The sequence below is a fragment of the Myxococcales bacterium genome (assembly GCA_023898405.1).
Taxonomy (GTDB): Bacteria; Myxococcota; UBA727; order UBA727; family JABDBI01.
Window position 1 is genome coordinate 2,060,797 of record CP060221.1, and the last position, 14,771, is coordinate 2,075,567.

Sequence of the window (14,771 nt, forward strand, 5' to 3'; positions counted from 1 at the left end):
TTCCGGGCCTTATACTAGATGTGAAACTAAAAACGATATGAACTATGTCAAAAATAGCCGATTTACTAGAGGATTGAGAATTCTGTTATAATAAAATCAGCATCCTACTCGCTAGCCAAGATTGACAACAAGGTTTAGCATGGCAAGCGAAGAGCGGTAAGAATGAGCGCAAAAAGACAAATGGGTAATCGTAGTAAGAGCAATCGATATTGGTTTTTTATAAAAATTTTGGTGGTGCTGTCTGCACTTTTTTTTGTAGTGACTGCAGCAGGGCTCTATTGGGTTGCCAGTAAAGATCTGCCACAATTGGATGCATTAAAAGATTATCAACCACCACAAAGTACGCTTGTGTACGATCGCTACCATCGTTTGATTGGGCGATTTTACGATGAACGCCGCACTGTTATTTCCATACACAATCTTCCCTCCTACGTTATTCAAGCTTTTGTTGCTGCTGAGGATGGGTCTTTTTTTGAACACGATGGGCTTGATTATTTGGGCTTATTGCGCGCGGTTGTTTTGGAAATTAAACATAGAACAGTGGGAGGAAGACGCGTAGGCGGTAGCACTATTACCCAACAGACTGCACGCACCATGCTGTTGAGCTCAAGTCAAACCTATATTAGGAAGATAAAAGAAATAATACTGGCGCGACGAATTGAGCAAGCTCTTACAAAAGATCAGATTTTGCATCTCTATTTAAATCAGATTTATTTCGGTAACGGAGCCTATGGCGTTGAAGAAGCATCTTTGACTTACTTTTCAAAACCAGCATCTCAACTAGAATTATTCGAGGCTGCAGCATTGGCTGCAATCCCAAAAAGTCCCAACCGCATTAACCCATTTGGTGATTTGGTTCGCTTAAAAGAACGGCAAAACTATGTTCTTGAACAAATGGTTAAGGGTAATTTTATTAGCGAGGAGCAGGCCCAGGAAGCCAAACAAACTTTTTTGTTTAATGCGAGTCACGAAAAACAAGAAGAGGTCTTGGCACCATATTTTTTAACTTCCTTGCGAAGTGATCTTGTGCATCACTTTGATGAGGAAATCATAAAAAAAGGTGGGCTCAAAATTTTTTCGACGCTTGATAGCGATTTGCAAAGGCATGCGGAAAGAACTTTGAAGGAAGGGTTGCGCTCCATTGATCAGCGGCAAGGCTATAGAGGCCCGTTATTAAGGCCTGATAAGAAGCAAAACCAGTCTTTAATCAAAGAACTATCAGCCTTTAAGAAAAAAGCTTTTGCTAAAGCTGCTCCTCAAAAGGTTTGGGACTTGCGCAGGCTCGCAAGAGCTCAAGCAAACTCAGATATTACTTCACTGGTGCGTAATTCCAGAATTGTTAATCTACAGGAAGGACTTGTCATTGGAGCTCGAGTTGAAAAAATTAATGAAGCAAAAAATACAGCACTTATCGATGTAGGAACAAGATTTGTAGAACTTCCTTTTAATGGTATTGCTTGGGCATGGCGGCAGAAGACAGAAAATAGCAAAAAGCTTTCTCAGATTATTCAGGCCGGAGATATCATTCTTGTCAAACTCAATAACCCAAATGGCAAAGTATGGGCAAGTCTAGAACAGGCACCTTTAATAAACGGCGGAATTGTTGCCTTGGACGTTGAGACAGGTGGAATTCTAGCGATGGTAGGCGGCTATGATTTTACGCGCTCGGCCTTTAACAGAATCACCCAAGCTAAAAGACAACCAGGATCAGGTATGAAGCCTCTGATCTATTCACTGGCAATTGATCGGGAAGTGGTTACGGCAGCATCAATAATAACGGATTCCCCACGGGCATTTTTTGATCCTGGTACCGAAGAATTTTGGCGGCCTAGAAACCATACGCGAAGATATTTAGGAGACATCAGTGTCCGTCGCTGTTTGCGATCGTCGGTCAATACTTGCACTATCACTCTACTTGAAAAAATAGGCATTGATAATTTCTTGAGTTTTGCGAAAGAAGTGAACCTCATCAGCCCGTTGACGCCCTTTCCCCGTAACCTGACGATTGCTTTGGGAAGTGCGGAAGTTATTCCTATGGATCTTGCCAATGCAATGAGAATTTTTCCAAGGGAAGGAAAATATTCCCCTTATCACTCTTTTTCAAAGGTTGTTTTTGCTGATGGTCAAGAACAAGAAAATAATTTAAGAGAAGAGCGACAGCTTATTCGGCCTGAATCAGCTTTTATCACCACAAATATTTTACAGGGAGTTATCTCAGGCATTAACAGGTCGCGGTATCTCGGCAAGGTGCAGAGTGAAATGGCGGGAAAGACTGGGACAACCAATGATGTTCGTAGTGCGTGGTTTTTTGGCTATTCCCCTAAGGTGCTCGCGTTGGTTTATGTCGGTCGCGATGATAATAGCGGTCTTGGTGATAAGGAGTGGGGCGTAACTACAGCTTTTCCTATTTGGGCTCGTTTTATGAATGAGGTACCCGAAAATCAGGAACCACTAGCATTTATCCAACCTCCCAATGTGGACTGGTATCCCATAGATCCAGAATCGGAAAAGCAACAGACTTTTGTAGAAGGCGATCCACAAGCCGTGGCTCAAGAGGTTCCCAAAGAATTATTTATCGATGGCACAGCTCCAAAAATACCTTTGGAAAATTCAGATGCCATAAGGATTAAAGCTCTAGAAAACTCAGCTTTTGCGCCGTAAACGCATCCATGTGATTAAGCAAAATAAAAAGTAAAAGAAATCAGGTTGAATAGTTTCGCAATTCATGGCGCTCGGAATTCTTGGCATATCCTTGGTGAGCTCGAATTGGCAATCTGAGCGCGAAGTTTGATTATCCGTTTGGAATTCTACGCCGAGATTAGTCAAGATATATTTAAAATCATGGCTGAGTAAGGAAACATAGAGAAGCTTTTGCTCACATCGTTTAAAGTCCAACGGAAGCGTTATTTGCCAAACACCATTTTCATAAGTAGCTTCATATTGATCGTCGGAAATTATTTCTCCATAACGATAAGGCAGAGAATATGCCTTTTTAAATTGCCATGTGATAGGCGTATCAAAGCTTGCAATCATACTGATGGGAATAATGTTAGCTGTTGAGCTTGGAGTGCTTTCTGTGCCAAGAAGGGCACCTGTTCCTCCTAGGAATTGCTTCCATTGCAGCGTTAATTTTTTTGCACCGGCTGGAATAGCAATTTCTAATTGAGAACTTGAAGGTGCAAAGTTTTTTAGTCCAATTTGATTTTTTGATGGGATGAAAAGAGTGTTCTTACTTCGTGTTGTGAGATGATTTTTTTCATCAACAAATGAAAGAGGATATGCTCGAAAGCAATTGCTGACACCGCGTTTTTCGAGAATCTCTTCTGCTAGTTGGGCGATACCTTCCCCTAGCGCGGCTCGTTTTCTTATTGCGGCCAAAAGCTTTTGGCTTTGAGTTTCGAAATCCTCTTTTACTGTTGCCTGCGAGAGAGCAGTAAGGACTGCACGATCAAATTCTAAGGCTTCTGCAGCCCCCTTTTGCTGGGTAATTTGCTTGCGAATTGCCCATAAAGCACCAGACCACACTTGAGAATCATTATGAATTTCACCGATAACACTTTCTGGACATGTGGCATCGTTATCAATATTTCTTAAACTAGCTTCTCCAGACCCACCTCTTATGGCTGCGTATTCACCTATGCTTGGATCATTTGTGAAAGCGGCTGCGAAATAATCAGACCAACCTTCATTAAGGCTGCCTGGCTCAAAATGAATTCCCCATCGATTAAGACCCATCGAGTTTAATTTATTGACCAATGAGGTTGTGATTGCATGCATAAATTCATGAAAAACTACATCACCGTCATATGCAAAATCACGGTCTCCTTGGAAGAAAACGTTGTGGTCATAGGGCTTAATTAGGTCGGAGAGAATTTCATCTGCGCGAGGGGTGTTGGTTTTTAGTTGGCTTAAGGCTGGTACGAAAGCAGCATTGCCCATACGAGTAAATTGCTTGAGCACGACAGGGTTTTCTTTTGAGCCCTTGCCGGCAAGAATCTGTACGATGAAATTATTTGGATCTGATTGATCGTTTCCCAATTTCATATCTGGAATGAGTTGATTGACAAAAATACGGTAAGGATTGACCGGTTTGTTATTTTCCATTTTTGGTTTTCCGTCTTCGTCACAACTCATAGCGGTAGAGCGAAGGCACCAAGTCTGATCTTCAAGCAAAGAGCGAATATTCTGAAAAAATGAAGACATTGAAAAGTATGCTTGGATTTCACTAAAGCTATCCATTTCTGAAGCAGGCCCCGGCTCATCGATTGGAGTTGCATAAAAAGCAAGGGCTGAACCGTTACTGTTTTTTGGACTTGCTTTGGCAAAAGGAAGATAGGTACAACGAACGGTATCAACGCTAATTTTTGGAGGGAGTGACATTAAGGGATCGAGCCCCAAAGAGTCAGTGGGGAGTTGAATTATTTCTCTTGTTTGTCGAGCACCAGGGTGACTTGAAAGAGCACAGCGCTTTTCTTCATCGCTGCAAGGGCCATCATTAGGGCAGGTAAAATATTTGCAACAGGTACGCACTTGCATATATTCACCTTCTAAAAAACTATTTTCTCTTACATTCACCAAGTCTTTGAGTTTTACCTCTTTAAGATCACTTTCATTAACCCCATTTGTTGATGGAGAGTAGGTAAAAACTTTGGCGTAGGCTTCATCAAAGTAGGCACTTTCATCAATTTTTAGGATCTCACCACTTTGTGCATCAACGTAGATGTCTTTTAGATCAGCCAAAGATAGAGTGGGAAGGCGTGTTTTGTAGACGGGCCTTAAAGAGTCAAAGTGCATTAGCCATACAGCTTCAAAAGTACCATTTATTTTTTCTGTATATGGATTTTTTATGAGCGAATAAGGTTGAGCTTTTATAGCTATTTCGAGGCACTCAGCAGGGCTTAGTTGGAATTGCACTTTGGGTAAAGAAAAATGCGTGTATTCAAAAGAGCTATTAGGTGAGTACTTGTTATAAATACTATCGGCCCCTTCGACAATGATACCGTTAATAATAGGAGTAAGACGCTGCACTTCTTGTCCAGCAATATTTGTCTTTTTACTGATAAAATTTAATTCTGAATCGCTTGGGTTACTGAGCGAAGATGATAAGAGCATGCTCCTATGGAATCGTTTGATGTCAGATATAGGATTTTCAATGGAAAAATTATAGCTCTTTTTCGACGAAGATTCGTGGAGTTTGATATCTGTTTTTGTCCAGCAAGTTGCACAGAAAAACACCCAAAAAAACACGGTTAATTTTGACATAATAGAAAACCTTTTAGCTCTTCATCTTGATTTTAATGATAAATAAAAATTATCTATTAATGCAAAAGATAGGATTGTTATTAAAAAAATATTTGTTTGAGCAAAAATACTTTTTTGCTTTTTATTTACGAAGCTTGTATGAGCAAGGTGGCGTTATGTATGGCGTCTAGGATAATTTGGAAACGGATGGGTTAAAAAAATGACAGTAGATAAGGTTGCCATATTGGGAGGAGGAGCATTTGGTATTGCACTAAGTAAACTTGTGGCCAAAAATTCTCATCAAGTAACTGTTTGGGCACGCAACAATCAAGTGGTCAAAAGTATTAACACTCTTAGAAAGCATCCAAAGCAGCTTAGAGATATAATGCTTGATAATAATGTGAACGCAACATCATGTATAAAAGAGGCGGTAAGTCAAGCTTCTTATGTGATATTGGCAGTTCCCATGGATGCTACGGCTGAGGTGCTCAAACAAGCTCCTATCGATCAAAATGCGATCATCATTAATACTGCCAAAGGTATTGTGAGTGACACACTCGAGTTAAGCGCAGACATCGTAAAAAAAAATACATGTAAAGATTTAGCAATACGGGCTTGTTATTTATCAGGCCCTTCTTTTGCGCGGGAACTTGCGCAAGATTTACCAACGGCTTTAACCATTGCAAGTTTTAACCATGAGTCAGCACGGAAATTCCAGATTCATTTTTCCAGTAAAAATTGTCGGCTTTACTGGTCAGATGATGTGGTAGGTGTGTGTGTCGGTGGTGCCATGAAAAATGTAATTGCGATTGCGGCAGGCACATGCTCTGGTCTCAAATTGGGAAAAAACGCGTTAGCAGCATTGATCACTCGTGGTTTAGCTGAGATGACGCGTTTGGCAATAAAAATGGGCGCTCGTTCAGATACGATGAGTGGTCTTGCAGGCGTAGGGGATTTATTACTGAGCTGCACCGATGAGATGTCTCGTAATTTCCGTCTTGGTCTTTTGTTGTCTGAGGCTAAGGATTTATCGAGCGCTCTTAAGAGCATTGGCACTGTTGTAGAAGGGGCAAAAACGGCAAAGGCCATTGTACCGCTCATGCAAAAATACGGTATCGATATGCCTATTAGTTATGCAGTGCATCAGGTGCTTTATGGGGGAGTCAAACCTGAACGTGCTATCGAAGACTTACTCGAGCGCGCATTAAAAGAAGAACGAAATTGAGCCACTGACATAAGGGTGGCACAAGCATTTTCGATCAGAATGATTTCGGTGGCGGTATTCTCAATGAAGTCCAAATCATGGCTCGAGAAAATCGTAACAGCGCTTTTTGATCTTTCAATAATATTGTTCGTTAGAATTTTTTTTTGGCTAAAATCCAAAAATACAGAGGGCTCATCAAGGAGAATAAGCTTGGCCTCTTGATTGATCAACACCTTGGCAATATCAATAAGACGGTGTTCGCCTCCACTTATTGCGTTGAGCTTACGGTTGAGCAGGTGAAAAATATTGAGTTTTTTTGCTTGCGAATAAATTTGTGCAATGCACTCATCGTTCAACCAGGAAAAACCATGAATAGGCACAAGGCCATGGGCAATCCTGTGCTGCGTAAGACAGTAAGGTTGAAAGGGAGAAGTTTGTTGTAAGAGCACAACTATTTTTGCTCGATCCCAGGGGGACATTGTATCAATCGAGTGTCCATTGAGCTTTAGAAAGCCTGAAGCAACAGGAAGTAATCCTGCCAAGGTGTGAAGAAATGTTGATTTTCCAGAACCATTATTGCCTACCAAAGCCACGATAGAACCCTGACAGATATGGGCACTAAAGTTATCTATGAGGAGCGAAGAATTACGTTTTACACAGAGCTTATCAATAAAGAGTTCACCTTTCATTGAATCCTCTCGTAAGCATGAGGAAAAATAAAGGCGATAAAAAAAATGCACACAGAGCACCAACTGGAATTTCTGTTTGCCAAATAAAAAAGCTCAAACGGCTCAGTCCATCAAAAAAAAGTAAAACAATAGCGCCTATTAGGGCTGACATTGGCATTACAAAGCGCAAATCAGGAAAAATAAAAAGACGAATAAAGTGCGGAATCATTAATCCCAAAAAACCAATCATCCCGGTAAAGGCAACAACATTACCGATCAAAAGACTGTTGGCAATAATAGATCGTCTGACGACAGAGTTGACATTGATACCCAAGATGCTTGTTTCAATTCTACCAAAAGATAAAATTTCCATCTCTCCGCGCATATTCATCAGAATTGATAAAGCGAGTATCCAAATGGGGATAATAAAAAGAAAATGAGAATTTTCTACAGGGCTAATGTGGCCGATCATCCAGTAAAAAATACCTTGGGTTTTAATCGGTGGAAGAATAGTTTTTAAGAAGCTGATGATGGCTGCAGCCAGAGAATTTATTAAAACACCTACCAGTAAACAATGAGTCAAAGATTGTGTTGATGATTTTTCTAGATAAAAAAATATCAACAAAAATGCCATGAGGCCGCCAATAATAGCTCCAATACTCGGTGCAATCCACGAACCATTTGACGAAAAGGCAATGGAGAGTGCTGCTCCAAGTGCTGCACCACCGCTGATACCAAATAAGTGAGGATCTGCTAGGGGATTGCGAAAGAGAGCCTGAAGTGAAGTTCCACTGACGGCCAAAGAAGAACCAGCAATAATGGCAAGTATTATCCGACCAATCCGGTAATTAAAAATTGGAAAATAAGAAGAGCTCAAAGATAATTTTGATATGCCTAGGGGACCAATCATCAGACAAAAAATAATAGTTAAAAATAAAATAACGATTGAAGAGAAAAAGAATGCTTGGCTAAGCTTTTGATTCATATTTTTATGCGACATAATCTTAGACACTGGTGGAAAGCAACTCTGCAAAATATTCAATGTCTCTAATAATGGCTGGTGATGGAGAAAAGAAGAGAGGTCGTTTAGGTATTATGAGCTTGAAGTGAGAGCTATGATTATGGAGGTTGAGTGTTCGAAATAGGCGTTGATACGCCCCTAACACTTTTACTCCTTCAAGAATGACAAAGAAATCAGGAGGGTTGCTGATAAGATTTTCCAAAGGCCAAATTGGCCAAGCAGCCTGAGTATTATGGGCTAAATTCGTGAAACCAATATGATTGGCAATCTCGGCCATGAAGGTTTTTTTACCGGCAACCACCAAGGGAGTGTGAGCTATCGCAATCAGAATGGTGGAGTTTGGTTTTTGATAATCTTCAAGCCGTTTTTTAGCAAGCGCCAACGCGTGTTCAAGTTGTGTATTTAACTCAGCTGCTTGATATTTTACTCCCAATTTTTCTGCAAGCGATTCGGTGACAAAGCGAATATCATTGAGGGAATCAGGTTGATGAGCAAATACTTCAATGCCTTGCTTTTCAAGAAGTCGCAGCGTTTGTGTGGCGAGAGGATGGGGGACAGCAAGCACTAGGTCTGGTTTAAGTGATAAAATAATTTCCACGTTGGCATTGGTAAAAGTTCCTATGCGAGTAATTTCTTTGAGTTCCTTGAGATCGCAATGAGTCGTTACTCCGACCAAGCGGTGGCTTTGCTTAAGTGCCACCATAGTTTCACTATACGAAGGGGCCATGCTCACAATGCGCTGATAATCGGAAGGAACTTTAGCTCTACCTTCCCCGTTCCATTTGTGAAAAAAAAGCGAGCTCGCCACAAAAAATATAACGAGCAATGGGGGCAAAAATTTCACGGGCCAAAAATCTCCATGAGATCAAGAGGATATATTTGATTGGTGACTGGACTTAAAGCCCATAGATTGTAACCAGGAACGTAGGTTTCAGAATAATCGCGTATAAAAAGCTGAGCAGGATTTATTACGACTTTTTTATTTTGATCTTTATTAAGTTTGATAGGCTCTACGAAGGGAAAAGGAAAAAATCCATCTTTGAGACTGTATGCAATCAAATTTGCATCAGCACTAATCAAAAAAACTATGTCGTCATGCCAGTGTTTGGCCAATGTAAGCGCAAATGGACGATGGTAGCTGTGGGTTTTTATATGCTCTTTCTTAAGACTTGTGGCGCTTACTTCAAGCACAGCAATGCGGTTACCCCATGCCTCGGGAACCACCAGTTTTCCATCGATAAAAGTAGGGATGGCTGGTGTAAAGTTATTCATAGTAATTTGAGAGCTTACGCTCAATTTTTGCTTAGCGGAAATCACAATTTTTACTAATCCCGCATTATCACTCTTGGCCGGATTTGAGTTTATATCGTGATAGCTTCCAGAGCAGCTTACCCAAACTTCAGAGTTTGATTGCGCCACAAAATATTGTGGATTTTTAAAAGGAAGAGCAATGATGTCTCGTGTTACAAAACTATCATTTTCAATTGCGATCAGCGCAATAATGCCAGGTCCCACCAAGGCTTTTTCGCCTTTAACTGTTCCGGCCGCTTGATAGTAATTGACAAAGCTTACAAGAAAAGTGTTTTTATCTAAGACGTGAATATTTTCAGGGTTATGGGCATAGGAGCGGGTGATTGTTGTACTGGCAGGTGAACGACCATCAGCTTGTATCGGATTTTTTAAAGTTAGCGGTGGCTTATTTTCAAAGAGATAAAGTTTGCCGGTGTTATCGAGTAGGCGAGTTTTCGAGATGATTTCATTTTTCTCAAGGCTGATTAAAGCAAGTTCGCTGGTGCCAAAAAATGGAACTATGGCATAATCGTTGAGTCGTGCCACCATGCGTGGAACGAGATTTGAGCTCATTTTTGGATTTAAGAAAATAGTTTTTGTAGGTGCTTTTTTAAGCTTCCAGTGCTCATCGACAGGGTGAGCTCTGACTAAAGCCGCAGAGCTTGATAGTAAAAGAGCTTCAGACTTATTTAGTGAAATATGATCAATCTCTAGGCCAGTGCTGAAAGGCTTTTTTGCCGCAAATGCGAGTTTTTCGCTGAGGTCTTTAACTGAGTAGTTGGAATAATAAATTCTGCCATTAACAGTAAAGGCAAGATCTCCCCTTGGTTGCTTGGAATCAAGATCTATTTCAATATCGAAACTTCCATCTTGAGCCGAAGTTGTTTTGAACTCTTTAGTGCCCACTCCAAAAGATATGCCGGTTTTAGGGGGAGTAGCGCCTTTAAATCCTCTGGCGCGAACACCTTTTTGGGTCTGTGCCATGACAATGTATTGATGTTTGATCGGCCCTTTTGGAAGGTCTTTAAATAGAGTTTTGTCACTGCCACAAGCAGACAGGAAGAACAGGCTCAATAAGAGCAGAAAAAATTTTCTCATAGACTCTCCAATTCAATTTGGGCGTAGAATATAGTGCCAGGAAGTGGCATTTCATACGTATCTCTCGCCGTTTTTACATTGAAAATATTGCTTACCGAGAATGAGGTGGTGGCTTTTTTGAACACTCTGGCTGAGATGATTGCATCAACTAAAGCATATGCATCGGTTTTTAATGTGCCATTTAAATTTGCTGAAGTTGGCCCTCGATAACGAGAAAGAATACTGAAATTTATAAAATCTTGTGGACCTATGCGCAGTTTGCTTAAACCAAGAAATGGTGGCGCTTGGGGAAGAGGGGCATTAGTTTCTTTGACTTTGGTATAAAGAAAGGAATTTTTAGTTTCAAATTTAAGCCAGTCAGAAGGTTCGTAATCAAAACTCAGTTCTACCCCATATCGTTGGGCTTCTTCTGTGTTGATAGGGTAGTACTTGCTTGCAAACAGAGGAATGTGAATGATCACGTCGCTCAAATGGCCTAAGAAGGCTAAAACATGAACATGGGCATTGGAGCCTATTTTGTAGCCTGCGCCCAACTCAATGTCCCATACACCTTCTTTGGTGAGATCGGGATTGCCCACAAAAAAATTGTTGTTGGCGTAGAGCTCTAAAAATGTTGGCAGTCGCTGAGAACGCGCGTAGCGAGCAGTGAGAGTCAACTGCTTGCTTGGCTCAATGCTAAATCCAAGATTCTTTTTAAAAACCAATCCAAATTTTTCATATCCGATCATACTAAATTCAGCAAATATGGTTGGTTTCATGCGGCCACTTAAATGATTGACGCGCTTCATGACAAAACCGCCACCAAAGCGGCTTTGGTCAAGCTCATAGGCTTTTTCAATTACGATTTGTTGTGCCAGATCAAAGTCCATACCCTTGAACCATTTTATTGGGCGTACACCAAAAGTGATTTCATGAGTGCTACTTAAAAATTGCTCGTTCTTGAGGGGAATATCTGATGTTTGATAGTTAAAGAGGCTGTTAGCAACATTGGTGTAGAATTCGACGCTGTCAAGCTTTTTGGATACTCCGAGTGATAAGCCAGAAAAAACAGTGTTGCTTCTTAGATCTGGACTTGGAGCAGAAGCAAATCCTGCAATGCCACCTTCATGAGTGTTGATGGCAAACAATATATGCCCGCCCGATGTAGGAGTTTTTCGTTGGTATTTGAGCAGCCCCTGCATGCGATGCTGATCATTGTTCTCCCTAGTAAATTGATTTTTTGGATCATTTTTATCCAGATATGGTGAAGAAAAGCTAAAACGACCATTGGTAGATGATATTTGCATTGCGGCAAAAATACTGGAGTAATCATCGATGGGCATACCAGCGCTGGCGCCAGCTTTGATCGAATATTCAGAGCCAATACCAAAAATTCCTTTGGCGTAAGGAGTGGTAAAGTGTGGGAGAGAGATGGAAAGACTTTGGGCGCTAGCTTGCATGCGACTGGCTGCAAAGAGAAACATGGCATTGGCATCGCTAAAACCATTTACCGGATTGTTAAGATTTAAACCTTCCAAATCAATTTTGAGTTGAGAATGAGAAAGTCCTCGATAACGAATATCAGAACTTCCCAAAGGTCCACCTTTTTGTGTGAGGGTGAGCCCTGGAATATGCAAAAGCATGGAAGAGTCGGCGGGAGTCTGATAGGAACTGCTATCGGTAAAATAATCAAAGTTGGTTTCATCAACGGGTTCAATTTTTTCTTCGATGATTGTTTGATTATTATTGTGAGAAATTTCTGCTTTACTTTCTTGTTGAGGGGCAGTGAAAACCTGCAGGGAAGCAAATACAAAGACTGCTCCAATATTTTTTTGAAATGACATAAAACACACCCATCGCTTTAATACACGGTAATTGAGACGGAGCATTAACAACTGAAAGATTTAAAGAATGGACTAGCAACGGGATTTCGATAATTCAAATGGGGAAGAAATAATCATGGATTTTGTAATGCGCCTCGGACAATAATCAAAAAAAGAAAATAGGGGGAGTAATGATGAAATGCTTTAAAAGCTCACTATTGCTTGTCAGTGTGGTGTTGTTAGGCTGCAACAGTACATGGACAAAAACAATTAAGGGTACGAGAGCTATGAAAGGAAGTTATCGTTCGCATTCGAATATGGGCGGCAGTGATATTTTTGCACGTTGTCAAAATTATCTTGATGAGGCAGGGGCTTTAAAAAAACAATTGATAGAGCAAGCACCGAGAGTTTCATTTCTTAACACACTTAATACTTACAATGAGATCTTAATACGACTTGATGCTGCCATGAGCCAGGCTTCACTTTTTTCACAGGTCCATCCAAATGAAAAAGTGCGCAAAGAAGCTGAAAGTTGTGAACAGAAGGCATCAAGTTTTTCTACGGATCTATTTTTGGACCACGAAGTATTTGCTGCTCTTCAACAAGGAGAAAACGCTAAGCTTGATCAAGAAGCCTCACGCTTGGTAGAACACACATTAAGAGATTTCCGACGTTCTGGGGTAGATAAGAGCGAAGAAGAGCGCCAGCACATCAAAAAGATACAAGAAGAGCTGGTGGATATTGGACAGCAATTTGGACAAAACATTCGCGATGATCGTTTGGTGATCAAGCTCGATAGTGTTGATGATCTTAAAGGTATGCCAGCAGATTTTATTAAGTCTCATCAAGCGGGAGCGGATGGCAAAATCGAAATTTCTACCGATTATCCAGACTACATTCCTTTTATGAAATATGCCGATAGCGATAAGTACAAAAAGGAATTGCGCTTTCAGTATTTAAACAGAGCTGCTGCTAATAGCCCAGTTTTGAAACAGATGATCGCTAAGCGCTATGAACTTGCACAATTGCTCGGCTACAAATCATATGCTGACTATATTGTTGAAGATAAAATGATTAAAAATGCTCAATCAATCCATGAGTTTATTAAAAAGATTTCTGATATTGCTAAAGAAGGTGCAGATAAAGAATATGCAGCACTGCTACAGTTTAAGCGTCAAAAAGATTCTCAAGCTTCTGCCATTGAAGGCTATGAAAGCAGCTACTTAGAAGAACTTTATAAGAAAAAGCATTTCGGCATTGATTCTCAACAGGTGCGTTCTTATTTTGCCTATAACAAAGTGCTTGATGGGCTATTGGCTGTAACAGGAAAACTTTTTGGAATTCATTATGAGCCAGTGAGTAATGCTGAGGTTTGGCATCCTTCGGTAGTGAGCTATGATGTTTTTGATAATCAGAAAAAACTTGGCCGCATTTATCTCGATATGCATCCGCGTGAGGGAAAATACAAACACGCGGCTCAATTCACGGTGTTAAGTGGACTTAAAGATCGGCAATACCCTGAAGGTGCTCTGGTGTGTAATTTGCCTGAACCCACCGAAAATGATGCTAATGCTTTGATGGAACATCGTGAAGTTGTTACTATGTTTCACGAGTTTGGTCATCTTTTGCATCATATTTTTGCCGGCCAACAACAGTGGATGGCATTTTCGGGTGTTGCTACCGAATGGGATTTTGTTGAAGCCCCATCGCAGTTGCTGGAAGAGTGGGCGTGGTCTGCTGAAGTTTTAAATACTTTTGCTACCAATGAAAAAAATGAGGCAATTCCTGTTGAGTTAGTGAGTAAAATGCGTGCAGCGGAGGAATTTGGTAAGGCTATATCGGTGCGTCAGCAAATGTTTTACGCAGCCTTGAGCGCAGATTATTTTGATAAAGATCCAAAAAGTTTTGAGCCGCTCGAACTTTTGCAAAAGCTACAAGCACAATACTCTTATTTTCCCTATCAGAGTAAAACACATTTTGAGAATAGTTTTGGTCACCTCGAAGGCTATTCAGCGATGTACTATACCTACATGTGGTCATTAAGCATTGCCAAAGATTTGTTGGAGCCTTTTAAAAATAACGGGCTTATGGATTTAACTACGGCAGCTCGCTATCGTGATTTAGTGCTCAAACCAGGGGGCTCCAAGGATGCCAAAGATTTGGTCGAAGATTTCTTGGGGCGTTCCTTTAGTTTTGATGCTTTTGAAAAATGGTTGAAAGCTTAAGATTTGTTGAATTGGTGTTGGTTATTCCCTACATAGTTTACTAAGGCCAGTAAAAATCTATCTATAGTAAGTAAAAAACAATGCCGCTCGAAGAAGTGGCGTTGTTTTTTATGTTCTAAAAAACAATTTAAGACTTGTCTGCTAAAAAAAATCTAGTTTTAATATTCTTTATTTTGAAAAAAGCTTGTTAGTCATGCAGTTATAAAATTTATTTCATTAATG

General features: G+C 40.5%; 9 protein-coding genes. 3 read left to right on the plus strand and 6 right to left on the minus strand.

The window, feature by feature from the left end; translation table 11 throughout:
- The first annotated feature begins 162 nt into the window (after nucleotides 1-162).
- The gene (locus tag H6731_09415; GenBank protein ID USN50465.1) at nucleotides 163-2,661 is read left to right on the plus strand and encodes a PBP1A family penicillin-binding protein; all 2,499 of its coding nucleotides are present in this window, start codon (nucleotides 163-165) and stop codon (nucleotides 2,659-2,661) included.
- On the opposite strand, the gene H6731_09420 is transcribed toward H6731_09415, so the two are convergent.
- A complete protein-coding gene (locus H6731_09420; protein USN50466.1) occupies nucleotides 2,644-5,112 on the minus strand; it encodes a M36 family metallopeptidase in 2,469 nt (822 codons plus the stop codon). The genes H6731_09415 and H6731_09420 overlap by 18 nt on opposite strands.
- A gap of 349 nt (nucleotides 5,113-5,461) precedes the next feature.
- Here H6731_09420 and H6731_09425 point away from each other — a divergent pair, with 349 nt between their 5' ends.
- Nucleotides 5,462-6,466: an NAD(P)-dependent glycerol-3-phosphate dehydrogenase gene (locus H6731_09425; protein ID USN50467.1), complete on the plus strand. Its 1,005-nt coding sequence runs from the start codon at nucleotides 5,462-5,464 to the stop codon at nucleotides 6,464-6,466.
- Here H6731_09425 and H6731_09430 read toward each other — a convergent pair.
- The 5 genes from H6731_09430 to H6731_09450 are packed head-to-tail and all read right to left on the minus strand — an operon-like array spanning nucleotide 6,394 to nucleotide 12,345.
- Nucleotides 6,394-7,134 (minus strand): ABC transporter ATP-binding protein, encoded by a 741-nt coding sequence (locus tag H6731_09430; GenBank protein ID USN50468.1) that lies wholly within the window; start codon nucleotides 7,132-7,134, stop codon nucleotides 6,394-6,396. The two genes, H6731_09425 and H6731_09430, sit on opposite strands and share 73 nt — an antisense overlap.
- Nucleotides 7,124-8,113, minus strand: coding sequence for an iron ABC transporter permease (locus tag H6731_09435; GenBank protein ID USN50469.1), 990 nt, complete (start codon nucleotides 8,111-8,113; stop codon nucleotides 7,124-7,126). The genes H6731_09430 and H6731_09435 overlap by 11 nt, the downstream gene beginning before the upstream one ends.
- A 4-nt stretch (nucleotides 8,114-8,117) precedes the next feature.
- Nucleotides 8,118-8,978, minus strand: a complete 861-nt coding sequence (locus tag H6731_09440) for an ABC transporter substrate-binding protein (protein USN50470.1) — start codon at nucleotides 8,976-8,978, stop codon at nucleotides 8,118-8,120.
- On the minus strand, nucleotides 8,975-10,522 hold the full coding sequence (locus H6731_09445) for a hypothetical protein (GenBank protein USN50471.1): 1,548 nt from the start codon (nucleotides 10,520-10,522) through the stop codon (nucleotides 8,975-8,977). The genes H6731_09440 and H6731_09445 overlap by 4 nt, the downstream gene beginning before the upstream one ends.
- A complete protein-coding gene (locus tag H6731_09450) occupies nucleotides 10,519-12,345 on the minus strand; it encodes a TonB-dependent receptor (protein ID USN50472.1) in 1,827 nt (608 codons plus the stop codon). Before H6731_09450 ends, H6731_09445 begins: the two co-directional genes overlap by 4 nt.
- Nucleotides 12,346-12,515: 170 nt before the next feature.
- Here H6731_09450 and H6731_09455 point away from each other — a divergent pair, with 170 nt between their 5' ends.
- Nucleotides 12,516-14,549 (plus strand): Zn-dependent oligopeptidase, encoded by a 2,034-nt coding sequence (locus H6731_09455; GenBank protein USN50473.1) that lies wholly within the window; start codon nucleotides 12,516-12,518, stop codon nucleotides 14,547-14,549.
- Nucleotides 14,550-14,771: the final 222 nt, after the last annotated feature.

Excerpts from the sequence above, each read along its gene's own strand:
- H6731_09445 (USN50471.1), bottom strand. The coding sequence starts at position 10,522 with ATGAGAAAATTTTTTCTGCTCTTATTGAGCCTGTTCTTCCTGTCTGCT.
- H6731_09415 (USN50465.1), top strand. The coding sequence starts at position 163 with ATGAGCGCAAAAAGACAAATGGGTAATCGTAGTAAGAGCAATCGATAT.
- H6731_09420 (USN50466.1), bottom strand. The coding sequence starts at position 5,112 with ATGCTCTTATCATCTTCGCTCAGTAACCCAAGCGATTCAGAATTAAAT.
- H6731_09450 (USN50472.1), bottom strand. The coding sequence starts at position 12,345 with ATGTCATTTCAAAAAAATATTGGAGCAGTCTTTGTATTTGCTTCCCTG.
- H6731_09425 (USN50467.1), top strand. The coding sequence starts at position 5,462 with ATGACAGTAGATAAGGTTGCCATATTGGGAGGAGGAGCATTTGGTATT.
- H6731_09435 (USN50469.1), bottom strand. The coding sequence starts at position 8,113 with ATGTCGCATAAAAATATGAATCAAAAGCTTAGCCAAGCATTCTTTTTC.
- H6731_09455 (USN50473.1), top strand. The coding sequence starts at position 12,516 with ATGATGAAATGCTTTAAAAGCTCACTATTGCTTGTCAGTGTGGTGTTG.
- H6731_09430 (USN50468.1), bottom strand. The coding sequence starts at position 7,134 with ATGAAAGGTGAACTCTTTATTGATAAGCTCTGTGTAAAACGTAATTCT.